Genomic DNA, 211 nt, shown 5'->3' with positions numbered 1-211 from the left:
CTCAGAAGTGAAACGCCGTAGCGCCGATGGTAGTGTGGGGTCTCCCCATGCGAGAGTAGGGAACTGCCAGGCATCAAATTGCAGTAAACCGGGATGAAGAATCCGGGTAGTGACAAAGAAATTCGGTGGAGCGGTAGTTCAGTTGGTTAGAATACCTGCCTGTCACGCAGGGGGTCGCGGGTTCGAGTCCCGTCCGTTCCGCCACTTATTA

General features: G+C 55.0%; 1 tRNA gene. It reads left to right on the top strand.

Annotated elements, in window-relative coordinates:
* Positions 1–127: 127 nt before the first annotated feature.
* Positions 128–204: transfer RNA gene (locus OGV94_RS00045), tRNA-Asp, on the top strand.
* The last annotated feature ends 7 nt before the right edge of the window (positions 205–211 follow it).

Origin of the sequence: Citrobacter sp. Ce006, from assembly GCF_030336535.1 — a bacterium.
GTDB lineage: Bacteria > Pseudomonadota > Gammaproteobacteria > Enterobacterales > Enterobacteriaceae > Citrobacter > Citrobacter europaeus.
Note: the sequence above shows the minus strand (reverse complement) of the source record. Positions and strands in the feature narration are given on the sequence as shown.